Below are 24,758 nucleotides of genomic sequence, written 5' to 3' on the forward strand. Positions count from 1 at the left end.
TAAAATCTCGCAACCCCTTGATTTATATGGTCGGGACGGAGTGATTCGAACACTCGACCCCTAGCACCCCATCTCCTTTTTCATACTTCTAGAAAGCTTCCAAAATTTTACTCTGGATTTTTCTAAGCTAGTATTTACTTGAGCTCCAGCGATGTTCTGCTCTACGAGAGTCCAGTAACGTCCATCAAGAGCCGACGTTTTTGTGGGGGTAAAAGTAGGGGGAACCCATTTTATGGCTAAAATCACCATCAAAGAACTCGAGTCGCTGACCGCCAACGATGCAGGCCGAATCCTCCGGGAAGATGGCAATCTCGCGGGTCGAATTTCCCTGCGTAAGGACGGCGTGTCGGTCAGTTTTTTCTATCGCTATCGGTGGGGCGACCAGAACAAAGAATACGCCTGCGGGTCCTGGCCACGCAAATCCCTGACGGACATCCGCAAGGCCCGCAATCAGGCCCGGGCGCTCATTGATGAGCAAATCAATCCCAACGAGCATAAGAAAACCGCCAAGGCACAGGCATACGCCGCTGCTAACGTAGAGGCAGAACAAGTAAAAACGACAAAGGTGAAAACGCTGACCGTCCAGGATCTGGCCAAGGCGTGGCTGTTGGATGGCGTGGCGCGCAAAGATGGCAATGCTGAATTGCAACGACGCTTTAACAAGGACCTTTTTCCGGCACTCGGCAAGACCGCGGTGAACAATGTTTCCGAACACGATGTTCGGGCGCTGATCCGCACCGTGGTCAGCCGCGGTGCTCACCGGCAAGCCATCAGTTTCTTCGCCGACCTCACCCAGATGTTCAGCTGGGCCAGAAAGCGCCAACCTTGGCGGGCGTTACTGGTTGAGGGTGATCCGACTGAGCTGGTCGACATCTCCCCCCTGATCCCTGCCGACTACGAAGCGGAAAGAAGCCGGATCCTTTCCCCGGCTGAGCTGTTGGAACTGCACACCCGCTTCCAGCACATGACTGCCGATTACGACGCCCTGCCCGCGGGCCAAAAATACGACGGCATTCGACCGCTAAAGAAGGAAACACAGCTTGCGCTCTGGATCAGCCTGGGCACGCTATGCCGGATTGGCGAGTTGCTGCAGGCCGAATGGAAAAATGTCGATCTAGACCAGCAGACCTGGTTCCTCCCCAGCGAAAATGTCAAAGGCACCCGTGGCAAAAAACAAGACCACCATGTCTTCCTCTCCCCCTTCGCCCTGCATTTCTTTGAGGAACTTAAAATCCTGACGGGCGACTCGCAATGGTGCTTTCCGAACAAGCTGGATGATGGGCATGTGGATGTGAAAGTGGTGAGCAAACAGGTGGGCGATCGCCAGGCCCGGTTCAAAAACCGCAAGGCCCTCTCCAGACGGTGCCATGACGATACCCTGGTCCTGGCCGACGGCCAAAACGGCGACTGGACGCCGCATGACCTGCGCCGTACGGGGGCGACCATGATGCAAGCCTTAGGCGTTAGCCTGGACGTCATTGATCGCTGCCAAAATCATGTACTGGCCGGCTCTCGGGTGAGGCGCCATTACCTGCATCACGACTATGCCGAAGAGAAGAAACGTGCCTGGAATCTGTTGGGCGATCGACTCAGTGCGGTGCTGTCTTCGACCTACGAGCACACGCCAAACGAGTCGATGTTGTCTTTTCCAGCGTACACGGCGACAGAGACGCTGGCACCCTCATAGGGCTGTTGCACCCTGCGTTCACCGGAATTTAACGTCCGCGTGTTGTGACCCAAAATTCGCGGTGAGCAAAAGTGACAGACTGCATGTACATATTCGTGAGCTTCACCGTTGCGGAACTGTTCGACAAAGTATGGCAAACGCCCATGGTCAAATTGACCCACGACATTGGTGTTTCCGACGTCGCCGCCACCAAAGCTTGCCGCAAAGCCGGCATCGCTCTCCCTCGCCGTGACCACTGGTTAAGATCGAAAAAGCAGCGACAACCCAAACCCGAGCCTACTCACGTTCCAGGTTCTCGACCGTTACACCCCGCCCGGCAAGACTGGCACTGATTCGAACTCACCAATAACCCGGCGTACGATTGCCCCCCTTTCAATTGAGCCCGACGCGCTGAAACCACACCAATCTGATAATGACAATCTAGCTCGCTAGGTACGCCACCGGTGGTCGCTCAATGGCGTGACGCAATATGCTGCGAAGCGAGCACACGGGATCTGAAAGACGTTCTCCGCTCTGCATCCCTTGACCTGCTATGGCGACGGAAAAGTTAGTTGACGGTCGCAGAGGCATATTGATCGAGGAGTCTTTCTAACCTTTTCGATTAAAAAAATAACGGTATGACTCAATCAGATGGCGTTTAGCCAGTTTGGGTTGATAAGATTGCGCTCTGAATACATTTAACCTGTATATCAATACAGTATCGTGGATTTTCCTGGCCAGGATGGCGAAGTTAGCTACTCACTGGCCAATCTTGTTTTCCAAGATTGGAGTTGCTGTGAACGCGAAGCTCGATTTTGACGCATCAAAGCTCTACGAAGCCCTGAAGTACCAAATCCATGTAGCGATCGACTACTGCCATACCCTTGATAAGGACGATGTCCTTTGGATCGAGGTGTTTGGCGATGTCACCGTCGAAGGCCGTGATCAGGTTGAGGTTAAGGAGTACAGCGACAGCCTGACCGACAGCCATGAAAACCTCTGGAACACCCTCAATAACTGGCTAAAGCCTGATTTCAATCATCAGCAATACGCCAACCTGATCCTGCTGACGACTCAGGCCTATGGTGAGCGAGCAGCTATCAAAGATTGGTATCAGTGGAATACTGATCAGCGTCTGGCTGCGCTGGAAAGTATCCTCCAGGATGCGGAGGCTCGCTTCGAAAAGGCCAAGCAGGAGAAAGAGGTAACTGCTGACCAAAGCGAGGAAGGTGGTACAGGAGGAAAAACTCCAGGGCCTTCTAAGGCGCTGACCCTGCAGCGCAAGGTGATGGCAAAAGCAATGCGTGAGTCGCTGATGGAGGCTCTGCCCAAGGTCAAGATCATCACCGAGCAACCTGACCTGCTTGGCTTGATCGCCAGGTACAAGAGGGCCCATCTTAAAAGCATCCATGAGCATCGCATGGACGACTTCTTGAATGACCTCTTTGGCTTCATGACCAGCGCCGTTAAGGTCACAGAAGGATGGCGGTTCACCACCGCGGAATTCGACAGCAAATTCACAGAGCTCACCGCCCGCTACCTGATTGGCTCGGTGAAGTTTCCCCGTGTCAACACTGAGGAGATCGAGCGGGAAGCTGCTGAGATGAATGTGCGTGACCGTATTTACGCCCAAAAGCTAGATGAGATCGGCGGCGAGGAGGAGCTTATTCTTGAGGCAACTGCCGATCTGCTTCATGCCCACGAATACATTGCCGAGCTGATCAAGGACTGCACCACGTCACAGAGCGACGTGGAAAGCTACAGCAAGAACCATATGCGCACTCATAGTGCCAGCAGGGCAAAACTGATGATCGGTTGCGACGAAACCTGGTCGGTTTCGAAACTGAAGCAGGAATCCCTCAAGTTCTACTACGCGCGCTGTGAATTGGATGTCGTGGGCTTTCGAAACTACGAAGACACGCCCGTTGAGTTCCGCAATGGCATCTACCACATGCTCGCAGATTCAGTGCCCGCAAGCTCAGCGAAGGAGTTTCACTGGAGGCTCTGGAAATGAGTGCAAAACCCATTGAACACCTTTTCACGCTTCAGCGTTCCCCCATCGCACTGGCACCGGTGATCCACAACTTCTTCGCCCATTCCGAACCTAGGGAACGAGACCTGCTGTTGAGCTATCTGGTGCTGCCCATGGTGCTGTACCTATACGGCCAAGCGAGCTACGACACAATGAACGGCGCGGCCCGCTTAGCTTACGGGCGGCTAGTTATCCACGCGCTCACAAAGATTCCCGCCGAAGCTATGGTGACAACACTCTCCCGCAGCGGTGCCCGTTACGACCACATTCACTGGCCTAGCGCCATCGCCGCATTTCTGAAGTCGACTGCTTGGATTCCTGCGTCGGCGGGCGACGATTTCGAAGGGTTAACTTTAGATCAATGCTGGTTAGGCAGCAGGAGTGACATACCTCGTTTCGTACCGCGGCCGGAGCGCATGGTACGAGAGCTGATAGAAAGCAACCGCTACCTTCAAGAGATGTTGTCCGGCAAATTGAATGTACCCGCTTGGTCGGACCCAAAAAGTGCACCCCGACGCATTGCCGCACTTGGCGAGCTACTGGAGCGCGGTATATCAGAGGCCTTTCTTGATGACTTTCGAAAAGCCTATCGCGAAGCATGGACAGAGTACGCTCAGCTCGACTTGCGCCCGGCTCTGCCTCCGACACTCGTAATCCCTAAAGACACTATTGATGGCTTGACGGCCGTGACGCTTCACAAAAGCGCTCCACTCGTTGAAACGATCTACATTGACGATGGTTCGCGGCCCACTTTTCAACAAATTCTGGCTTCTTTTGGTCGCATCACCATTGATGTGGGCGGTACAGCGACTGCAAGCTGTATCAGAGCGCTAGCAACGTATCTGGGTTGTAAGGCCCAGCCAATTCATGAGGACTCGATATCCGTCACCACAGACGGCGTTCCTTTCTTTCCGAGTGCAGCGGATGAGCTGCTCGTAAGCAAAGATTGTGAATGGATCGCTGACCTCGCTGTTCTCGTACTCGAAGTGAGCTCAAATCTAAGCAACCAGAACACCCTACGCGCGCGGCAGGCGTTGGGAGGCGCTATCCGCCGAGTACGGTTGCGTTTTGTCCGAGAAATCACTGTCTCGATAGATGGGAACTCAAGCCCCCTGCCAGAGGAGCTTGACGGCATACTTCCGGTTGCCAACGAAGAGTATCCGTCGGTCCTGTGCGAGGGGCAGTTTTTGAATTGGTCCACGCTGTCCATGATCGCGGCGGCCGTGCCCGCGGCGATAGGCAGACCGGGATTAACGGACGCTTTTCGCCTAACATTTTCTGCGTTTGGAAACGAGATGTCGCGGGACGGTCATGAGCTGAAAGCACCCTCGGATTTGCAACTCGCTCGAGCACTTGGACGACCCGTCTCTCGGATCACCGAGCTGAGGCGATCGCTTCGTGCGACCACGCCGCGTTTATTGGAGTATTTGATCCCGTCCGTCCACGCCATGGGGCATACCGACCTGGCTGCAATATTGATCGAGCGGACCGACGAATTCAGAGATGATTCCGACGTGATGGCCGTTATTTCTGGTTACGGTATACCCTCCGACCAAGCCGAAAGAATCGTCAGCGCCTGCCGAGACGCCGACACACTTAGCGGCCTACGGCATGAGCTAGGGCTTGAGTTCAACGTACTGAACGCGAGCCTAGTTGCGCTGGGTCGGTCTCCGCTGGAGTTCAAGAAAAGGTTAACGGAGCGTTTCTCCTCCCGCGTTGAGCATCGGCGTGCTGAAGTTGAGCGAGCCGTACGGGATGCGTACACCCAAACCATTGAAGCGGACGGAGCCCTTCAGGCCTATCGCGAAGCAGTCGCTTTGAAATGGCTCCACCTGCCAGATGATTGGGTGGAACGATTCGATGATATTGATACACAGCAGGTAGATGAGGAAATCGATAGGCAGGTAACACTCCGCCTTGGTGCAGGCCCTTTTCCCAATGGCAGTCCCATCGACGGCGTCCGCCAGCACAACCGCCAACTACTCACGCGGATTGCGGAACATTTGCAACGTTTGGTAAGAGCTTGGGCGAAGTGCAATTCGACGCCACTTGATGAACTCTGGTTGCAAGGACCTGAACGCCTGATTCGAGCTGCACTGTCATCCGGTACGCTTGACTTCGAGTCCCTCAACGAGAGATCCGTCCCCTCCGCACTTCACCGAGCGAGCCTCTGGCCAAATCAAATGCCGGAAAGCCTGGACACTGTTGCGCTTGGTCTTTCCGATAGTGATCTGGCATTCGAAGCATCAGAGGAGCGTGAACGCGAAACGCGCAGACAGAAAGAACGTCGTAGTCTGCAGTTTGGGGAATTAGAAATCGATGGTGGTACTCAGGGTTGGCATGATGCAGTTGCGCAAGCCATGCAAGAGACGCTTGCGAGTGGAGGATTCAAAACGCGGTCCGGTCCTGCGGCATTGCAAGTCTTTGGCCCTCGAACTGCCCCTAGACCGACTAAGCGCGGCACAAGCAATCGAGGTGATGATCCACAGTATTTGAGTCAAGAACAACGCGACCTCATCGGTTTCGCCGGGGAGCTCGCCGCCTATCAATATTTACGCAATAAACATCGAAATATGCGGCCCGAATACTGGGTATCTTCGATGGGCCGCAGGTATCTAGGGCTTCCGCCAGAAAGTGATCAAGGATTCGACTTCAAAGTATCGGACGCGAAAGGCTTCATTCATTACGAGGTTAAGGCGCATGTCGCAGATCCAGGACACATCGACTTAGAGCGCTCTCAGGTAACTGCGGCGGTAACGATGCGCCATGACGGAACCAACCGCTGGCGTATTCTCTATGTCGCGAACGTACGAGGTCCTAACGTCGCAGTTTATGAGCTGCCTAATCCATACTCCCTAGGTGCAAGTCGGCTATTCCGGGAAAGTCATCAGCAGGGTGTCCGTTTCACTGTCATGCGTGAATAGCAATTGCCCGGTGAGCGCATGCGCAAATTACTCTGTGAGAGTTGGCTCGCCAAACGTGAGCCAAACTTTGAATTGCCAACCAAGATGTAAGCATGCCAATCGCCCGCGCCCGCTTCCAGCTCGGCTCGAATGCCCAGATCCAGTAATCGCTTATAGATGGCAATCTCGCCAAGAAGGTCAGCCACCAATCGCTTCTCATTGATTATCCTAGGCCAGGGCAGGCCACGCATACCGACCTTCTGCTAAGTGTCGGTGCCAACCTTCAGAGCACAGTTTAAAGCCTTGAACGGACAACCCTAGGGCTTTGAGCTACTGCGGTGGCAGCCAAGCCCTCTGCTCAGCAGTGCCATGTTTACGGAGAAATGACTGCATTGCATCCGAGACAGGTCGCTCAATATGGAAGTCCCCGTAGCACTTAAGGAAATCGGCCCAGCGCGCCAGTAACAGACCCATCCGTCGATACTTCGGCGCGAACCATATCCAGTGCAGCGCCCACTGACCTTTGTGCGGGCCCGATGATTCAGGTAAAAATCCACAAGCGCCAGCGATCGTGCCTTCACCGTCTCCAGCGAAAAGATAACCGTGCCAGCCCTCTGAGGCTGGACTAGTCGCAGATCCATCCCACTGAACCCGGTCATAGCCAAATTCGCGCCTGAACGCCCTGGCTCGCTGCAAGACTTCCTCATGCATCCAAAGCGGGCTTGACGAATCAACGAGCTCCCCCCTAGGGACGACCGCAAGCCGCTGCGCGAACAGAGAGTTCGGGAAGGGCTCGTAGAGCTGGCGAGTCCACTCATGCTCTGCTTGGTGGATGCGTTCGTCTGCAGAGCTGTTGGTAAGGTAGCGATGCTTGCAGTAGTCGCAAATGACGAACTCCTGTGGTTTAGGTTCGCTGTAGTTGGGCCCACGCACTTCCAGCCGAATCGCAGCTTTTCCCCTCCAGGTCATTGCGAACTGATATCCCGAAGCGTCCTTGTGGTGGGTTACAAAGATATCCCCTTCCCCTGCACTTGGATCAGCTTTGAGCACAAAGCACTGCTTTCCCCGGTAGTGTCGGTACATGAGGACTGAAAGTTCACTGTTCGTCAGCAGCTTCTTCTCGTTGAGTTCCGGGGTCAGGGCGGCGACCAACCTGCTCGGGTCTACCTGCAGGCCAAGATGCTCCATGTCGATCAGCAGCCCTACCGTATCCACTGCCGTTAGACCCTCGTATCCACTCACTTCATCTTCAGGATATTCCGGCTTGTAGTAGACGGTCTGCCTAGGAATCGAAAGCGGATAAATCAATGCCTTGAATAGCCGTTCGATCGCGCTGTAGTGGCGGCGCTCAGTCAAGATCAGATAGTCGCCAAACTCTACAAATGCCGTGACTCGATTGACCATGTGCTGACGCTCAAAGCGTGTCATCGAGTGGCTGCTGGATAGCGAGCGTCTATGCTCACTGAGGATACTGTAGAGCTCAGCAAGTGTGTTGCTCTCAATAAAACGGTCCATGATCATCTAACGGGAAGACGAATGCAGCATATTGCCAACCGTTGTCGGAGCACGCAATGCGCTTTATACAGTCAAGTACATAGCGTCACCGTCGCCGGCTAACTTCGCTGAATTCTTCTCGTACTTGGGCTGGTGGAGCGAAAAGCGTTGTGATCGGCCTAGTCAAAATCCCGCATTGATCTACACGCTGGTAGCACGTAAAAAACGCTGGTTACAGACTGTTCTTAAATACTGCAATCTGGAAATGCGAAGAACCGAAAGTCCGCCCGTGGAACTAAACGCTAGGCAAATCTATGTCATCCATGATGGCGAAATACAAGAATCGGCCAGGCGTACTCCTCAGCTGCTTCGTGGAGTCAATTCTCTGGTTCGTTGACCAGCCAGTAAGCCTTCGCTGCCCCTCCCTGCCTCGCGTAACTGATACAGAACGCCATAAGATCACTCAGGTGAGCATTGATCGCCGAGCGGCGAATGCCAGGCTGAACGCCGATCACGGAAAACGTGAGCTTGGTGGCCGGTGTAGTTTTCAACAGCTGAGTAACGTCGGCTCTGTTGCCACGAACAAAGTAGGATGGTGATGTGTGCCTTGGAAGCATCCTATCTTCCATGTGCTGAACAATCGTCGGCACGTTGCAGTAATAGACCGACTTGACCAACTGTCCTGCAACCTCGTAGACATCACCCACACGGCCTCCACTTGGCGGCCCACCAGCACCTTTGCAGTGGTAGAAGCTGACGTCGACTTAATCCTCAGCATTCTTGGTGACGCAGATATAATCCGCGGCCTCCCCCGCCCTGTGGTCGTAGAAGAGTCCTTGAACATCCGGCAGGTTGACCAAGTGTCGTTCCAGGTGCTCCTGCACGGTCAGGTTTCCTGCGAGCAAGGCTCGCTTTCGCAACGTCTCGGGGGATTGATTCTGGGGTAGAAATTCGATGTGTATGCCACAGCCCCTCCAATCGATGATCTCTGCATCGCCAGGAGCCAAACGTTCGGTTTGCAGCAGCGGTGCAGCCATCAAATTCATTCCCTCAAAGGATGATTTGTCGGCGGCATAGAACACTGGACTGTGTTCACAGAGCCAGTCCGCCATTGCAACCCAGGAATCGTGGGCAGATTCGATTTCGATGGAGACGTCAGGATCCAGACACGTCACCATCCGTGCGTTTGCCAAGTGAAATCGCATTGGCACCACGCCGAAGGCGCTAACCAGCGAAAAGGCTAATTGTCCCGCCTGTAGATCGCACTGAAAGTTCTGGATTTCCCACTCAACCAATCTCGAATATTGAACGCGCTGCTGGGCGGCAGCCCGAAAGCGGACTTTCGGGTTGTTTTTGAATCCGCTTTTAGGCCAGTTCGCCGCTATGACCACATCTGGTAACCGACTCAAAAGCTTACTAGAGCGCACGATGTCTAACTGGGTTGCGCTAAAAGGTGCATTACCGGAGAGGCGTCCGTTGAGGGTTTGCACTCACTCAAAGAAATCAAGGATCGAGAGGCGCTGATTGTTCCATATCCGGGAACTGCTGCTTGCACCAATCGTTTCCTTGACCTGTCCATTCATACCGCTGCCGATGAAGTCGTGTTGCCCTCCTCCCGGGCGTGATCAATCTCGCGGCGGGCCCGGTCCTCAACTCTACGCCAATAGCATTCCTGAGTGGATCGTTCCAGCTCGTTTTTAGGTAGTGAGGCCTGAAAATTCTTCTGAGGTCTCGCCCCCCTCGGCGAAGTCAACTCCTCAACACAGCTTTGAGGATTGGATCGTTTAGATAGGCAACGTTGAGTCTGGTCCAAGGATTAACACGCGACTGCTCCGGTGAAAAAATGTGCCCAGGCGCAATCATGAAACCCTTCGGAAGCAGATTTTTCGTCAGTTCCCTCGCATCTTCGATATGCGCAAACCTGGCCCATAGATAAAGACTTTGTTCAGGACGACAAAAAACCTCGGCGCCGATCTCGTCGAGCATGCTGAGCCCGGTGGCAGTAGCCTCTTTCAATCGCTCTTGAAGGCGGATCAGATGCCGCAGGAAGTGGCCTTCCATAAGGATAACATCGACTATACGCTCACAAAACTCCGAAGAGCTGGTATGCAACAGCATCTTCAAATCGCCCAATTCGTCAATGATGTCTTTGCTGCCCGCGATGAAGCCTACTCTCAAGGCCGCAGAAACCGATTTGGAGAAGCTTCCTACATACAACGACCGCTTCAACTGGTCCAGGGCTGACACCTTGATGGCTGATGCCGGCTTGAAGTCTGCCAATGCGTCGTCGTCCACCAGAATGAAATCATGCTGCTGCGCCAACTGAACTAGTCGGTGCGCCTTGCTGGGAGAGATGTCCGATCCTGTGGGATTGTGGCCAACCGACTGAATGAAAAACAACTTTGGCTGGTGCACGCGCAGATGCTGCTCCAGTACTTCCATGTCGGGTCCATCCGGCAGACGCGGTACGGATAACATACGCGCCCCCTGCAATTGAAGCTTGCCGAAAAGAGGGTAATAACCCGGGTCCTCCACCAGCACGGCGTCACCCTGTGCAATGAAACGACGGATGATCAGGTCCAGTGCGTGATTGGCCCCAAGGGTGGTAACAATCTGCCGGGGGGTGACGGCAATAGCGTAAGTTGCCAACTTCTGGGCAAGGTGCTGGCGCAAACCAGCGTTCCCCAAGCGATTGCCATACCTGAACAATGTGGTAACGCCCGTGCGCATGATCTGCCGGGTGAATTTGTCCAGACGCAGATCCATCAACCACTCCACCGGTGGAAAACCCTCGCCAAGCGGCGAATGCCCAGGCTCACGTACGAACTGCTGACGCATCAGCCAGATAGTGTCCATCGCTCGTGCATACGGCAAGGGCTCTTCGGGCTCACTGTGGTTTGGAGTGCCCTGTTTAACGAAAAAGCCCTGCCCATGCCTGGCCTCGACCAAGCCTTGAGAGGCAAGCGACTCATAAGCGGTAATCACCGTATTCTTTGAGTGGCCCAACAATCGCATGCATTCGCGCAAGGATGGCAGCCGGTCGCCAATCCGGTATGTCCCGTCGACGATCTGCGCTGACAAGGATGCCGTCAGTTGCTGGGCCAATGTCAGCCGCGCCATGGTTGAAATCCAGAAGAAATGAATACAAAGGGTACAGCTTAGGTACTGTCTTTCAAAACTGTACCTTCTTTGGCAGGGCAGAGCGGAATACGTTTACGAACCACTCAAAACAATAACCACAACAGGACGCCTGATGAGCATTGACTCTCGCCTTCCCATGTTCCGCAGCATGACTCCTGCCGAACGCCTCAATCATTTGCAAGAATTGCTAGAGCTACCTTCCACCGATATTGCCCTGTTGAGTGACGTCGGGGCGCTCTCGCTCGAAATCGCCGATGGAATGATCGAGAACGTGATCGGCAAATTTGAACTGCCCTACGCCGTGGCGAGCAATTTCCAAATCAACGGCCGTGACGTCATCGTGCCGCTAGTTGTTGAAGAACCATCGGTTGTCGCGGCGGCCTCTTTCATGGCTAAACTGGCACGCGAGGCTGGTGGTTTCCAGACGTCCAGTACTCAGCCATTGATGCGCGCCCAAGTGCAGATCGTCGAAATTGACGACCCCTTCAATGCCCGGTTGAGCCTCTTACGTTGCAAAGAAGAAATCATTGAGCTTGCCAATAGTAAGGATCAACTGCTCATCAAACTGGGTGGTGGCTGCCGAGACATCGAAATTCATACCTTCGCCCAGAGTCCGCGTGGCCCGATGTTGGTGGCACATCTGATTGTGGATGTGCGCGATGCCATGGGCGCCAATACCGTCAACACCATGGCTGAAGCAGTGGCGCCGCTTATGGAGGAAATCACGGGAGGTAAAGTTCGCCTGCGCATTCTATCTAACCTCGCGGATTTGCGCCTTGCCCGTGCGCAAATCCGCATCGCGCCTGAACTCCTGACAACTACCGCATTCAAGGGTGAGGATGTTATTGAGGGCATCCTCGATGCCTACAACTTCGCCGTTATAGACCCCTATCGGGCCGCCACTCATAACAAGGGCATCATGAATGGGATCGACCCGCTGATCGTAGCCACAGGCAATGACTGGCGGGCGGTGGAAGCCGGGGCGCACGCTTATGCCTGTCGCAACGGCCATTACGGCTCGCTGACAACCTGGGAAAAAGACAGCAAAGGCCACTTGGTCGGAACGCTAGAAATGCCCATGCCGGTGGGGCTGGTCGGCGGCGCCACCAAGACCCACCCACTGGCACAACTGTCCCTACGCATCCTGGGCGTGAACACCGCACAGGAGCTTGCGGAGATCGCGGTTGCCGTGGGCCTGGCACAAAACCTGGGCGCATTAAGGGCGCTTTCGACCGAAGGCATACAGCGCGGTCACATGGCCTTGCATGCGCGCAATATTGCGCTGTCTGCAGGCGCCAAGGGTGATGAGGTCAGTTGGCTGGTCAAACAGATGGTAGAAGCGCGCGACGTGCGGGCCGACAAGGCAGCCGAGCTGCTCAAGCACAAGCGGGCCGAGTAATGAGCATGAGCAGCACACAGCACGTCCGGCTGGTTGAAGTCGGCGCTCGTGACGGCTTGCAGAATGAGCATCTGATACTCGATCCAGGCGTGCGGGTTCAGTTGCTCGAACGGCTGGCCCGCGCAGGGTTACGAACCATCGAGGCCGGGGCGTTCGTGTCTCCACGCTGGGTACCGCAAATGGCAGGCTCTGATGAGGTCTTCAAAGCCTTGCCTGTTCGCGCTGATGTGACATGGACTGCCCTGGTACCCAATATTCAGGGACTGGAAGCAGCGATGACCGCCGGGTGCCGCGAAGTGGCGGTATTTGCCGCCGCTTCCGAGGCGTTCTCGCAAAAGAACATCAACTGTTCGATCGCGCAAAGCCTTCAACGGTTTGAAGCCGTCATGGTGCGTGCCCGCGAGGCGGGCGTCAGGGTCAGGGGCTACGTTTCCTGCGTCATGGGCTGCCCCTTCACGGGCTCCGTCAAACCTGAAGCAGTCGCTGCCGTCAGTGCCTCCCTCTATAAGATGGGCTGTTATGAAATCAGTCTGGGCGACACCATTGGCACCGGCACCCCAGCAGCCACCAAGGCGTTGATCGAGGCCTGTAGGCAGGTCATTCCGGTCAACGCTCTGGCAGGGCATTTTCATGACACCTATGGCATGGCCATCGCGAATATATGCGCGGCGCTGGAGACTGGTGTGCGCGTCTTTGACAGCTCCGTCGCAGGTTTGGGCGGCTGCCCCTACTCCCCGGGCGCAACGGGGAATGTGGCAACAGAAGATGTGCTGTACCTGCTCGACGGCCTGGGTATTGAACACGGGGTCGACCTTGATGGATTGATCGAGACAGGCGAATTCATCAATGCTCACCTGGGCCGCGAAACTGCATCCAAAGTCGCTCGGGCTTTACTCGCCAAACAACAATAAAAGCTCGCAAGAGCAGTGGGAGAATTCCTTGAAACCTGATCTATATGAAGTCTGGGGTGACACTGTAGACGGTCGTCACCTGATCTATGCCATTACAATAGGCGCGGTGGTCAGCCTAGGCGCGTTTTTCCTTGCGCAATTCCTTTTTACGGCCTGGGTGAGCAACGTGCAGATGGCCCACGCTTACGCAATGCTGGTGGGCATCGTCGGTTGCCTCGCAGGCGGAGCGATCAGCGCAAAGCTGTTCAAGCCCAAGCGGCATGTAATTGAACATCAGGCTGACCCTGCCTGGCGCTCACAGGTGTTGATTGAATTACAGAATGAGTTTGGCGACCTGGGCAATATGTCCACCCTCCCCCCGGCGACGATTGCCGAGCTGAAAGAAATGGACCTCTACGATCTATTCGCCGACCACGAGAACGCTACTGCGGCTGATGCATCGACGAATCCCAATGGAGCGCGCTCATGATGGCGCCACTATTGGAGCAGATCCTGATCGCTTTGGGCATGGGCGTTTTGGGTGCTGTGATTTTTGCCGGAATCGGGCTTATTTCAGGCAGCGATGAAACCACTACGCTCGCCCCGCTCACTTTACTTGTCGTGCTGCTGGGTATCCCGGCGCCTGGGGTACTGACATTTTTTCTCGCCGGCGCCGTGGCCAAGCACATGACCCACGCCGTGCCGACGGCGCTGCTCGGTATTCCGGGTGACACCCTGGCGACACCGCTGATGCGTGAAGCGAATTTCCTGCGCAACCTGGGTGTGCCGCATGTAGCGCTGCGCAAGATGATCTCGGGGGCCGTGATTGCTGCGTTGATCGCTGTGCCAATGGCTGTTCTGTTTGCGGTGATGCTCGCGCCATTTGGCGACGCAATCAAGCATGCTGCACCTTGGGTGTTCCTGCTGGCGGCAATGGCCATTGCGTGGTTCTCAAAAGGCCGTCTGGCGGCGGTGCTGACACTGATTCCTTTTGTGATGGTTGTCGTGGGCCTGCAAAGCATTACCGCACAGTACGGAGTAAAACTCAGTGTTAGCTACTTCCTTGGTATTGCCATCGGCCCGCTGATCGCGGCCCTGTTTTCCATGCTCGCGCCTGCCGAACGGGAAAGCATGCGGCGTCAGGAGATGGGTACGTTTTCCTTGTCTCCCGATGTCAAAAGCTGGGGCGGATTCTTCCCAAACCCACTCAAGGTTCTAGACAGTAAACAAAGCCTGTGGACCGCGATAACCGCCGTGATCTCCAGCGCGACCTTTGTATTCAGTCCCGTCGCCATGACCGTCATCTTGGGCGAGCTTGTCGGCTCGCGGGTCAAGCATGTCTACCACCGCCTGACCACCGTAATCACTGCCCGTAACGGCGTAACTGAGGCGACTTACATCGCCGAAGCACTGATCCCGCTGATTGCATTTGGCTTACCACTGAGTCCGGTTGCCGCCGGTCCGGCTGCGCCATTATTCAATGCCCCGCCCCGCTTCAGCGTCGATGCCGCCAGCGGCCAAGTCAACAATCTGCACTCACTGCTCAACACGTGGGAGTTTCTGGGTTACGGCCTGCTCGCGGTGGTGGTTGCGATCCTGATCGCATACCCCTTCACCATGAATTATGCGCACCGGGCAGCCTCCTACGTATCACGCAATATCAGCCACGAAGCTGTGATCTCAACCTTTGTAGGTCTGATTCTAGTGATCGGCATCTGGGAAGGCGGCACGCTTGGGCTGCTGGTGATTATCACTGTGGGACTGTTGGGCGGTTTCCTCTCGCGTTTTCTGGGATTCAACATCGGCGTGCAGTTCATGGGGTACTACACGGCCGTCTTAACCGTGCCGGCACTCGTTACCTTGCTCGGCTCATGAGCCATTCAAAAATAACAACAAACGAAGGTCGCCATCATGCAAAAAAATCTTCTGGCCTCCCTGCTGTTTTTGCTCAGTGCCGGTTCGATCACGGCCCACGCCACGGACGCTGCATCCACGCTGAGTTACCCGCCTGAGGGCCGCCAGCTGCAGGCGATTCCCGCCCCGGAAAAGGACCTGCCAACCGTCACCGCAGCGCTTTGGATGAAAGTGTCAGATCAGGGGCTGCAACTGGAAGGCCCATCGTTTGACCGGGAAGGTAATTTGCTGTTTGTGGAGGTCTTCGGCGGCCAGGTGCTCAAAGTCGACACCCACGGAAAACTGAGCGTTGTAGTAAAAAAAAACCCGCTGGGCGGAGCCGGTCTGGCGATTCACAAAGATGGCCGGCTGTTCGTGGCAGGACTGGGTAACTTCAAGAACACCGGCAATCTTACGGCTTACAAACCGGACGGCTCGGGCAAGCAGGTGATCATCCCCGGGAGCCGACATTACCTGGTGGATGACCTGGTGTTCGATAACACCGGCGGCTTCTACTTCACCGACTTTCGAGGGACCTCCACCGAACCAACGGGAGGTGTGTTTTATGTGCCCGCCGACGGCAAAACCATCGTGCCGATTTTGCCAAACATGGCCATCGCCAACGGTATAGCGTTGTCCCCCGATGGCAAAACGTTATGGGTTACCGAGTTCGCCAAGGGCCTGCTGCACCGGATCGAGTTGGAGAACGCCACGACCGTTGCACCGTTCGGCGAAGCCGTGATTTATCGGTTCAACGGCCCATCGCCTGACTCAATGCGTGTAGATCAGGACGGCAATCTCTATGTGGCCATGTATAGCCAGGGCCGCGTGTTGGTACTGAACCCCAATGGAACACCTATTGGCCAGGTCCTTCTTCCAGGTCGCGAAAACGGCCACTTCCTCAGGTCGACGAGCCTGGCCATCAAGCCTGAAACCAACGAACTCTACCTTGTCACCAACGACGGCAAGCTTGGTGAGGGGAGCGCGATTTTCAAAGCCCAAGGTTTTGCCAAGGCATTAAAACTCTATTCGCATCAGTAGTGAACAGCGATGGCGCCACGAGGTAGTGTTCGGCGGGAGCTCAATCCGACTATCAAAGCTCTCCCGTCAAAAATTGGGCTCTGCCGTGTCCAAAACTCCAATCGGAGTCGGTGTTGGTGGCAATTGATACAATCAGGTCTGTCGGCTTGATTCCGCAGTTTTCCTCCAGCGATTGCGCTAGTAATTGGTAAAACTTCACCTTATCCGCCTCAGTCCGTGGCCTACTTGTAACGCTAATCACGACGACTTTATTGGTTCGGGCAATTCCCAAACCTGTGTCCTCAACGATCATACGATTTTCGCGGTGCTCGCTGAGAATCTGATAGCGATCTCTCTCAGGTACTTGGAAAGCGTCCACCATGGCGCGATGAGTAGTGTCGAGCAGCGCCCTGATCTCTGTTTCAGAACGACCTTCGATAATGTCAATTTTGATAAGTGGCAAGATATTACCCTCGATGGTAGTGGAGTGCCTGCTTAGCAGGCGAGGTAGCTGAAATCGGTTTTTGATACTTGAATGCGCCAAGACTCTGTCTGATCACCCACACCCAGCCATAGCATTTTGCTTGGTAAGTAATACAGATTGAGACGAAATCCTCTACTGCAGGCTCACCAATAGAGTGTAAGAGGCTTAAAAAGCAAAGCACGAGCAGCCAAACGCACCCCAGAAACCCTGGAAGTCACTGACCGGCGCATTGGAAAGCCGCGCTTTTTCATGGCTGTGGCTATGCACGCCACACGGGCCGCTGCACTGATGAACCTGAGCCTGCAACGGCGAGGTCGGGCGCCAGTGGCCCGGCACCTTGACCACCGGCGACCAGTCCGGCAGCACCGGCACGCGTGGCGGTGCGAAATCTTCAAAATCGCCGGCGCCGTACACCACCTTGCCGCCGACCACGGTCAGTACCGACTCGATCCACTTGATGGCTTCTTCATCGACACTGAAAAAGTCCGCTGACAACGCGGCGACATCCGCCAACTGGCCGACCTTGATCTGGCCCTTTTTGCCCTGCTCGGACGAAAACCAGGCACTGCCATGGGTAAACAGTTCCAGCGCGGTGAGGCGTGGCAGGCCCTCGGCGTGCAGCTCCAGGCCGCCCACGGTGCGGCCGCTGACCATCCAGTACAGCGAGGTCCACGGGTTGTAACTCGACACCCGCGTGGCATCAGTGCCCGCCCCCACCGGCACGCCTTCGGCGAGCATGCGCTTGATCGGCGGCGTGGCCTCAGCGGCCTTGGCACCGTAGCGTTCCACAAAGTATTCGCCCTGGAACGCCATGCGGTCCTGGATCGCAATACCGCCGCCCAAAGCGCGCACGCGCTCGATGTTTTTCGGCGTGATGGTTTCGGCGTGGTCGAAGAACCACGGCAGGCCATTGAACGGGATGTCGCGGTTGACCTTCTCGAACACGTCGAGCATGCGCGAGATGGATTCGTCATACGTGGCGTGCAGGCGGAACGGCCAGCGCTGCTCCACCAAGTGGCGCACCACCGGCTCCAACTCCTGCTCCATGGTCAGCGGCAGGTCGGGGCGCGGTTCCAGGAAGTCTTCGAAGTCCGCCGCCGAGAACACCAGCATCTCGCCCGCGCCGTTGTGGCGCAGGTAGTCATCGCCCTTGGGCTTCTGGGTAAACAGGTTGTAGGCAATGCGCACGGTCAACTGCTCGTCCTTGGCCAGTTGCTCGATCACGGCGTAGTCGTCCGGGTAATTCTGAAAACCGCCGCCCGCATCGATGGCGCTGGTGAGGCCGAGGCGGTTGAGTTCACGCATGAACTGTCGGGTCGAGTTGACCTGGTATTCCAGCGGCAATTTGGGGCCTTTGGCCAACGTCGAATACAGGATCATCGCGTTCGGCCGCGCCACCAGCATGCCGGTGGGGTTGCCGTTGCTGTCGCGCACGATCTCGCCGCCCGGCGGGTTGGGCGTGTCCTTGGTGTAACCGGCCACGCGCAAGGCAGCACGGTTAAGCAAGGCGCGGTCGTACAGGTGCAGCACGAACACCGGTGTGTCCGGTGCGGCCTGGTTGAGTTCTTCGAGGCTAGGCATGCGCTTTTCGGCAAACTGGAATTCATTCCAGCCGCCGACCACGCGTACCCATTGCGGGGTGGGTGTGCGGTCGGCCTGCTCTTTGAGCATGCGCAACGCGTCAGCCAGCGACGGCACGCCTTCCCAACGCAATTCGAGGTTGTAATTCAGCCCGCCACGGATCAGGTGCAGGTGCGAGTCGTTCAGCCCGGGAATCACGGTACGGCCCTTGAGATCAATGACCTGCGTACCACTGCCGCGCAACGCCATGGCCTCGCCATCGGTACCGACGGCGACGAAGCGGCCGCCACTGATGGCGACAGCGGTTGCGCGCGGATGTTCACGGTCAATAGTATGAAATTGACCATTAAATAAAATCAGATCAGCGTTCATCGAATCCCCTTGAAAGTCGCAACTGCCCGTTAAACACCGCAGTGGTTGTAATGGACCTTAAGATCAAATTTCGCAATGAGGAAGCATCGTTTTGTTCACCGAACAAAACATCGATAGTTGCCGCGTTCTGTGCCAATGCGAAGAACCGCAGCTCAATGAGCTGCGGTTCCGGTGTAAACAGACGACTGCGAAAGGCAGACTACGCACACAACGATCAGAGCTTCACAGCGCTGGCTTCAGACTTTAGACGTGGCATAAACCACATGATCAAGCCTGCAGCGATCGCAAACGCGCCCATTATTGCCGTAACCGATGCGCGCTCTAACTCCAGCGTGAATAACACGCCCGCGAGCCAAGGCGCGATGGCGCTCCCAATGCGTCCGATGCCAATCACGAACCCTGAACCCGTAGCGAGCATGCGTGCTTCAAATACGCCGGTAGTCACAACATACAACGCGACCGTAGCTCCCGTAATAAACCCGCCCACAACTATGGCCGTCGCCCCAAGCGCCCAAACGCTTGCAGGCATCAGTCCGAAGGCGATGATTGCGATGCCAAGGCCGAAGACAGATGCAACCGATAGAAGTCGCTCATTAAAGCGCCTGGCGGCAAAAGCGAAGAACAATACCCCGGCAGCACCTGAGAGGCTGCTAGTTCCTGATATCGCGGCGGCTTGAGCCATGCTTAACCCCGCATCCACCAGCATTTTGGTTTGCCAACTCAGGAAGAAAAAGATCGCAATCCAAGAGAGCAAGCAAAACAGTGAAGCACTCAATGTGCCGACAAAATGTCGAGCATCGAAAATGGCTAGGTACGGAACGCTCGAATTGGACGGAGCCGCGGGTAACTCTTTCAACGGCTTGTGACCAAACTGACGCAGCACGACGTTAATCTTGTGCAATGCTCCAGCCGGACGGCGCTCGTAAAGATAGGAAATCGACTCGGGCAACTTCCAAATGACCAGCGGAACAAGCGCAATCCCAGACACGGCGCCTATGATAAAGATTGATTGCCAGCCCAATGGAGCGACCAGCAGCGCAGCCAATCCTCCGGCGATCGCACCACCAATAGGAAATCCAATCGCCTTTATTGCAATAACGAAGGCTCTGTTGCGTGCATTGGAAAGTTCCGCGGAGATCGGATTGACGATCACCATCATCGCACCAATGCCGATGCCCGTGAAAAGCCGAACGATTGCCAGCTGTGTCAATGAGTCGCACACAGCCGATGCCGCCATCCCCAAAATCAGGATTAACAGGCTAATAAGGACAATGGGTTTGCGACCTACGCTGTCTGCAAGCGGTGCAAGAAGAAAGGCACCGAAGAGCGTGCCGGCCAACCCCGAAGACAGGAGGATGCCCAGCCCCCCAGGCCCGACACCGAACTGCGCTGCCAAAGCTGGCGCGACAAACGCCGTGGCGAGCAGGTCATACCCGTCGAGGGCGGAAAGCAGACCTGTAATGATGATCCCGTATATCTGATTTCGGGACATCGGAGCGGTTCGGAGAATCTCGCGCGGATCTGTTTCCGCGCTATATTCATTTCGCACTACTGTCTCACTAGTGCCCAATATTTTATCCATGACTTTCTCCGTATAAGTAGCCGCCCGTGTTTCACAGGTGACTCTAGGAATAAGCATTATTTAATGCGATTCAGCGCAACTCACCGCTCACACTGCCTAGCCAAGTGATGGCCTCCTGCTGGATCCGCTCTTCTTCCTCACTCCCTCGAGTGGCGTAGCGACGCTGCACAGCGAAACCACACTGGTCCAACACATAGGCTAGAGCTGCGTACTCCCGGGGATGGTGCTGCAGACGATTTCTGTCGATGTCGACCGGGCCTGCGGGGAACGTAAAGAAACTCATGTCGTAAACCACGTCGCGACGTGCAATCCTCCACTCCCCGCCTCGCTGTTCGACACAGTCAACAAATCGTCCATGGGTAATGAAGCCCAAATCGTGTGCGTCATCCTCCCCAATGATAGACATGGGCGTTAGTGCCAGTGCGCGGCAGCCGTTCCATTGAATCAACGGCGCGCCAATTGCGTGCCTACTGACAAAGTGGCTACGGCCCATTTTGATCGACGCATCGACAAAATCAGTAAAGAGACCTTCGAACCAGCTTAGGCTCAAAGTACCGTCCTCATGGAACAACCCGCGTAACTGCGTCCAGTCGTTCATGTCCCGATACAACCAACCTTGCATCAAACCGCCGATGGCTGATTCATCCTCAAGTCGTTGCAGGCGTTGCTCGCTTTTAAGGTTCATGGCGTCACTCCGTTTCAGGCTGGCGCGCCGCCGCTGATCAACAAATGCTGCCCGCTGATATAACTCGCGAGCTCTCCAGCCAAATACTCAGCGGCGTTCGCAGTGTCGTCCAGGCTGCCCATTCGCCCCATAGGGTTGCTGGATGAAATGAAGTTTTTCACTTCTTCGCGTGCGCCGTTGGTGGACACGCCAGCCCCTTCGGTTGCGGTGGGCAGGATCGAGTTTACGGTGACGCCGCGCACGCCAATTTCCTTGGCCAGCACCTCGACAAAAAAGCGTGGTGCCATCTTACTGCTGCCATACAGCGCGTGACCCGGCATGGGAAAGGCGGTGGTGCTGGAGCCGACATAGATAATCCGCCCTCCGTCGCTTATATCCCGAGCTGCGCGCTGCATGGTCAGGATCGCGCCTTTAGTGTTGACTGCGAACAGCCGGTCAAAGTCGTCTTCATCAAATGCGGTGGCAGAGCGCCCGACCAACTCAATACCGGCGTTGGCGACGACAATATCCAAGCGACCGTAGTACTCCAGCGCCATGTCGAAAAGACGATCAATCTCTCGCTGCTTGGACACATCTGCCTTGATGGCCACGGCGCGGGCACCGATCTCTTCTATACGCTTGACCGTATCCATCGCCGCTTTTTCGCTGCCTGCATAATTGACCACAATGTCGGCCCCCAGTTGGGCGTAGCGTTCGGCAATAGCTTTGCCCAAACCGCGGCCGGATCCAGTGATCAACGCAACCTTACCTTTAAGATTTGTCATGACATCCCTCCGGGCCCGCCTTCGCAAGGAAGGCAGGCCGTGAACACAAGGTTTATAGGAACATGCCGCCCGAGGCCTCGATACGCTGGGCGTTGACCCAACGACTGTCTTCGGAAAGCAGCGACGCAACTAGGTGCCCAATGTCATCCGGCAGACCGGGGCGACCTAGCGCAGTGACACTGGAAACAAACTTGTTAACGTCCGGGTTATCTCGGACGGTGCCGCCACTGAAGTCGGTCTGGATCGCACCCGGCGCTACGGCGTTAACGGTGATTCGGCGCGGTCCGAGCTCCTTGGCCTGATAGCGCGTCAGTACTTCGATCGCGCCTTTCAATGCCGCATAAGGACCGCTCTCCGGGACGCAAAAACGCGTGAGACCGGTGGAGATGTTGATGATTCGGCCGCCGTCATTGATATGCGGGACCAGTTGCTGAGTCAGGAAGAACACGCCCTTGAAGTTGACGTCGTACAGCAGGTCCAGCTCCGCTTCCGTGGTGTGCTCGATGCTGTTGTGATGGGAGATGCCCGCGTTGTTAACTAGGAAGTCCAGGCGCTCGGCACCCAGGTCGGTCAGAGCCATGGTGACGCGATTGACAAAATCGGCAAAGGTGCCGATTTTGCCGGTGTCCAGTTGCAGTGCGATGGCTGCAGCGCCGGCTTGGCGGGCGGCTTCAACGACCTTGTCGGCTTCATCTTTGCTGGAGTTGTAAGTGAAGATACTTTGAACTCCCCGGCTAGCCAGGGCCAGAACGGTACTGCGGCCGAGGCCGCGACTACCGCCAGTAACCAGAGCTGTCTTGGGATGGGATGGGGTTGTCATGTTCGTTCTCCAGAGTGTGTTGAGAGACACAAATATAGAGATAAGCCGTCAAGACCAACATGCCCGAACACAGCCAGTTCTTGCCTAATCTTGCTTGATGGGTGACGCTATGCCATCGCTATGGAGACTTAATCATGCCAGATCTCGACCTTTTACGAATAGCGCTCTTACGCCAGTTCGAAGACAGAGGTATCAAGAGTCCCTTTTACACCCCGCTAGAGGGCGTAATTCTGCTCAAGGCCAAGGCTGAGCGGCATCCTACATATATCGTTCACAACCCTGCCTTGTGCATTGTAGTGCAGGGTGCGAAATGGACCACATTTGGCGATCGGCGTCTTGAATATCAAGCCGGCCAGGCAATGGTTGTGAGCGTTGAGATGCCCGGCGGCAGCCAGGTGGTCGAGGGCGACGATCTGCCTTATCTGGGCATGGTGGTTGAGTTTGATCTGGCGATCATGCGCGAAGTCTACGAGGCTCTCGCCACAGAGCCCCAGCTCGGGACGCCCAAGCAGCCGGGCGCGTTTGTGATTGACCTGAATACGCAGCTGATCAACTGTGCCGTGCGCATATTGGAATTGCTAGATCGCCCACAAGCGGTGTCGATCCTTTACCCCGTGGTGATGCGCGAACTGTGTTACTGGCTGCTTTCAAGTCCTCATGGGGAGGCATTGGCTAGTCGAGTAGTAGGGAATGACCTAAACCGTAAGGTCATACAAGCGATTCGAATGCTCAGGGAGTGTTTCAACAAGAGTGTGCGCCTTGACGAGCTGGCCGACATCGCCGGTCTGAGCCCCTCGGCCTTTCACCGGCATTTCAAGATATTGACCGACATGACCCCCCTCGATTTCCAGAAGAAGATCCGTATGGTCGAGGCCCGCCGTCTGATGATCGCCGAGGATATGTCTGCAGAAACCGCTGCTTTTGAGGTGGGCTATGCCAGTGCGTCGCAATTCAGTCGCGAGTACGCACGCATGTTCGGCGCACCGCCCCGGCGTGATATCGAGAGACTGCGGCGTAGCACGGACACGAAGGCAAGAGAGATAGAAGTCTCTTAAACGTCGGATTAATCGCTCTCCGTTACAGACAGCCGATGCGCGTTTACCGCAGCGCAGCAATCCGCGAACAGCCAGCTTAACTACAAAAGCAGCCCACCTGCCTCTGTTCACAGGCGAGGCTTAATCAATGTAATTGCGCCGTTAGAACCAACCCGCTGCCATGGCAAACCGAGCACCAGCGTTTGCAGTTGTACAGCGTCGAGTTCCACGTCCAGGCTGCGATGAGTGCCGGGGCAATGGAATTTCCCTTGGTTCAATCTCCGTGATGTAAGCCAGATGCCCACGCCATCGTGCACTAGCATCTTTATCCGGTTGGCGCGTCGGTTGATAAACAGATGTGCGCAGTGCGGCTTTGCCGCACCAAGTACCGCGACCACGCTGGCCAGCGCAGAGTCGGTACCAGCACGCATGTCCATGCGTTCGGTGGCGAGCCAGATGGCGTCGATGCGGATCATTGCGAGAGGCTTCGAATGAAGCGGGCGCAGCCGTCCGGGTCGCAGACGGGCCATTCGGCCGTAATGGATTAGTCGCCCTGCGGCAGCGTAATAACTACCACTTCAACAGCGTGACTTGGGCATCGGTTACAGTGGCACGAATGCTGGCAGCGATGCCGCGGGCTTTTGGCGGTAAATACTCAGCCACTTGCGGATGACGTTGGCGTTAATGCAGTGGCTGATGGCGACACTCGACACTGTGGCACCTGGTTGCGGGCACTCCTGCACGACCTGGGCCTTGAAGGGTTTGGGAACAGAGCATCGTTGGCGCATGGGGATGCTGGCATTAGGGCAATTGCGTCTGCTCAAAAATAGGTAGACAGAATTGCCCTTAATGCTGGAGCTCGGAAGGTGTGTTCGCCATCCGCTTACAGCTTAAATTCACTTCTTCAGCCAGGACTCAACAGTGTCGGAACCGTACTCAGCTTTCCACTCTGTCAACGTATTGTGATTGCCACCTTTGGTTTCGACGAACTCACGCAT

At 55.7% G+C, this 24,758-nt stretch carries 21 protein-coding genes and 1 pseudogene; 9 read left to right on the forward strand and 13 right to left on the reverse strand.

Features of this window, described 5'->3' with window-relative positions; genetic code table 11:
• Positions 1-232: 232 nt before the first annotated feature.
• The 3 genes from BFW87_RS00345 to BFW87_RS00355 all read left to right on the forward strand — a co-directional run bounded on the left by BFW87_RS00345 (position 233) and on the right by BFW87_RS00355 (position 6,622).
• Entirely contained in the window at positions 233-1,687 is a 1,455-nt protein-coding gene (locus tag BFW87_RS00345; protein WP_078738028.1) for a tyrosine-type recombinase/integrase, read from the forward strand.
• A gap of 775 nt (positions 1,688-2,462) precedes the next feature.
• Complete coding sequence (locus tag BFW87_RS00350) at positions 2,463-3,680, forward strand: hypothetical protein (protein ID WP_078738185.1); 1,218 nt, start codon at positions 2,463-2,465, stop codon at positions 3,678-3,680.
• On the forward strand, positions 3,677-6,622 hold the full coding sequence (locus BFW87_RS00355) for a hypothetical protein (RefSeq protein ID WP_078738030.1): 2,946 nt from the start codon (positions 3,677-3,679) through the stop codon (positions 6,620-6,622). Before BFW87_RS00350 ends, BFW87_RS00355 begins: the two co-directional genes overlap by 4 nt.
• Before the next feature lie 309 nt (positions 6,623-6,931).
• Here BFW87_RS00355 and BFW87_RS00360 read toward each other — a convergent pair whose 3' ends face one another.
• The 4 genes from BFW87_RS00360 to BFW87_RS00370 form a co-directional block, all read right to left on the reverse strand.
• Positions 6,932-8,116, reverse strand: a complete 1,185-nt coding sequence (locus BFW87_RS00360) for a hypothetical protein (RefSeq protein WP_139372372.1) — start codon at positions 8,114-8,116, stop codon at positions 6,932-6,934.
• Between the two features lie 356 nt (positions 8,117-8,472).
• Complete coding sequence (locus BFW87_RS31925) at positions 8,473-8,802, reverse strand: hypothetical protein (RefSeq protein WP_176159686.1); 330 nt, start codon at positions 8,800-8,802, stop codon at positions 8,473-8,475.
• 57 nt (positions 8,803-8,859) lie between these two features.
• Positions 8,860-9,585: a hypothetical protein gene (locus BFW87_RS31930; protein WP_176159687.1), complete on the reverse strand. Its 726-nt coding sequence runs from the start codon at positions 9,583-9,585 to the stop codon at positions 8,860-8,862.
• A 259-nt stretch (positions 9,586-9,844) separates the two neighbouring features.
• Entirely contained in the window at positions 9,845-11,215 is a 1,371-nt protein-coding gene (locus BFW87_RS00370) for a PLP-dependent aminotransferase family protein (RefSeq protein ID WP_078738033.1), read from the reverse strand.
• A 133-nt stretch (positions 11,216-11,348) separates the two neighbouring features.
• Between BFW87_RS00370 and BFW87_RS00375 the strand changes: the two genes are divergently transcribed.
• From BFW87_RS00375 to BFW87_RS00395, 5 genes are read left to right on the forward strand one after another with little or no spacing between them, the layout of a single operon-like run.
• Positions 11,349-12,635, forward strand: a complete 1,287-nt coding sequence (locus BFW87_RS00375; protein WP_078738034.1) for a hydroxymethylglutaryl-CoA reductase, degradative — start codon at positions 11,349-11,351, stop codon at positions 12,633-12,635.
• Positions 12,636-12,640: 5 nt separating this feature from the next.
• The gene (locus BFW87_RS00380; protein WP_217699396.1) at positions 12,641-13,546 is read left to right on the forward strand and encodes a hydroxymethylglutaryl-CoA lyase; all 906 of its coding nucleotides are present in this window, start codon (positions 12,641-12,643) and stop codon (positions 13,544-13,546) included.
• Positions 13,547-13,574: 28 nt separating this feature from the next.
• Complete coding sequence (locus BFW87_RS00385; RefSeq protein ID WP_078738036.1) at positions 13,575-14,015, forward strand: hypothetical protein; 441 nt, start codon at positions 13,575-13,577, stop codon at positions 14,013-14,015.
• On the forward strand, positions 14,012-15,400 hold the full coding sequence (locus tag BFW87_RS00390; RefSeq protein WP_217699397.1) for a tripartite tricarboxylate transporter permease: 1,389 nt from the start codon (positions 14,012-14,014) through the stop codon (positions 15,398-15,400). The genes BFW87_RS00385 and BFW87_RS00390 overlap by 4 nt, the downstream gene beginning before the upstream one ends.
• A gap of 36 nt (positions 15,401-15,436) precedes the next feature.
• Positions 15,437-16,459: an SMP-30/gluconolactonase/LRE family protein gene (locus BFW87_RS00395; RefSeq protein ID WP_078738037.1), complete on the forward strand. Its 1,023-nt coding sequence runs from the start codon at positions 15,437-15,439 to the stop codon at positions 16,457-16,459.
• A 52-nt stretch (positions 16,460-16,511) separates the two neighbouring features.
• Here the strand turns inward: BFW87_RS00395 and BFW87_RS00400 are convergent, their stop codons facing one another.
• The 6 genes from BFW87_RS00400 to BFW87_RS00425 all read right to left on the reverse strand — a co-directional run bounded on the left by BFW87_RS00400 (position 16,512) and on the right by BFW87_RS00425 (position 22,726).
• The gene (locus tag BFW87_RS00400; protein WP_078738038.1) at positions 16,512-16,901 is read right to left on the reverse strand and encodes a tautomerase family protein; all 390 of its coding nucleotides are present in this window, start codon (positions 16,899-16,901) and stop codon (positions 16,512-16,514) included.
• Between the two features lie 186 nt (positions 16,902-17,087).
• Positions 17,088-18,875, reverse strand: coding sequence for an amidohydrolase (locus BFW87_RS00405; RefSeq protein WP_078738040.1), 1,788 nt, complete (start codon positions 18,873-18,875; stop codon positions 17,088-17,090).
• A 214-nt stretch (positions 18,876-19,089) separates the two neighbouring features.
• Positions 19,090-20,457 carry an MFS transporter gene (locus BFW87_RS00410; protein ID WP_176159688.1) on the reverse strand — a complete coding sequence of 456 codons (1,368 nt, stop codon included), beginning with the start codon at positions 20,455-20,457 and terminating at the stop codon, positions 19,090-19,092.
• Between the two features lie 70 nt (positions 20,458-20,527).
• Positions 20,528-21,142: a nuclear transport factor 2 family protein gene (locus BFW87_RS00415; RefSeq protein WP_078738042.1), complete on the reverse strand. Its 615-nt coding sequence runs from the start codon at positions 21,140-21,142 to the stop codon at positions 20,528-20,530.
• A 14-nt stretch (positions 21,143-21,156) separates the two neighbouring features.
• Entirely contained in the window at positions 21,157-21,906 is a 750-nt protein-coding gene (locus BFW87_RS00420; protein WP_078738044.1) for an SDR family NAD(P)-dependent oxidoreductase, read from the reverse strand.
• A gap of 52 nt (positions 21,907-21,958) precedes the next feature.
• Complete coding sequence (locus BFW87_RS00425) at positions 21,959-22,726, reverse strand: SDR family NAD(P)-dependent oxidoreductase (protein ID WP_078738045.1); 768 nt, start codon at positions 22,724-22,726, stop codon at positions 21,959-21,961.
• A gap of 134 nt (positions 22,727-22,860) precedes the next feature.
• Here BFW87_RS00425 and BFW87_RS00430 point away from each other — a divergent pair, with 134 nt between their 5' ends.
• Positions 22,861-23,781, forward strand: a complete 921-nt coding sequence (locus BFW87_RS00430; protein WP_078738047.1) for an AraC family transcriptional regulator — start codon at positions 22,861-22,863, stop codon at positions 23,779-23,781.
• 107 nt (positions 23,782-23,888) lie between these two features.
• On the opposite strand, the gene tnpB is transcribed toward BFW87_RS00430, so the two are convergent.
• From tnpB to BFW87_RS32190, 3 genes and pseudogenes are all read right to left on the reverse strand, one after another.
• Positions 23,889-24,236, reverse strand: a complete 348-nt coding sequence (gene tnpB, locus BFW87_RS00435; protein ID WP_176159689.1) for an IS66 family insertion sequence element accessory protein TnpB — start codon at positions 24,234-24,236, stop codon at positions 23,889-23,891.
• A 126-nt stretch (positions 24,237-24,362) separates the two neighbouring features.
• The gene (locus BFW87_RS32485; protein WP_078738050.1) at positions 24,363-24,548 is read right to left on the reverse strand and encodes a transposase; all 186 of its coding nucleotides are present in this window, start codon (positions 24,546-24,548) and stop codon (positions 24,363-24,365) included.
• 108 nt (positions 24,549-24,656) lie between these two features.
• Positions 24,657-24,752: pseudogene (locus BFW87_RS32190) on the reverse strand (transcriptional regulator); the annotation flags it as partial.
• Positions 24,753-24,758: the final 6 nt, after the last annotated feature.

This window comes from Pseudomonas fluorescens (assembly GCF_002022275.1).
Lineage (GTDB): Bacteria > Pseudomonadota > Gammaproteobacteria > Pseudomonadales > Pseudomonadaceae > Aquipseudomonas > Aquipseudomonas fluorescens_AJ.